1 protein-coding gene is annotated in these 242 nt (G+C 68.2%); it reads left to right on the top strand.

Annotation, left to right across the window (positions count from 1 at the left end):
• Positions 1–242 (top strand): hypothetical protein (locus CXZ10_RS21670; protein WP_180336124.1); only part of this gene is annotated, 242 nt, incomplete at both ends.

Below are 242 nucleotides of genomic sequence, written 5' to 3' on the forward strand. Positions count from 1 at the left end.
CGCCGCGGCCAGCACCGACACGTCCGGCGCCGTGATCGCCACCCATGGTGACACCGGTGCTCGGATCGTCACCGAGGTGAACCCCTCGTCCGATTCCGACGAACCGCTTCTCGTCAACCGCGTGGTGATCGAGAACCCGGCCAACGCTGCGGCTGCCAAGGCTGACGCCGCCCGTTATCCGGCGCCGGTCTACTACAGCGGCGACTCCTCGGACGAGAACGCCACTGTCAACTTCCGCCGCG

The sequence above is a fragment of the Pleomorphomonas diazotrophica genome (assembly GCF_002844595.1).
GTDB classification, from domain to species: Bacteria; Pseudomonadota; Alphaproteobacteria; order Rhizobiales; family Pleomorphomonadaceae; genus Pleomorphomonas; species Pleomorphomonas diazotrophica.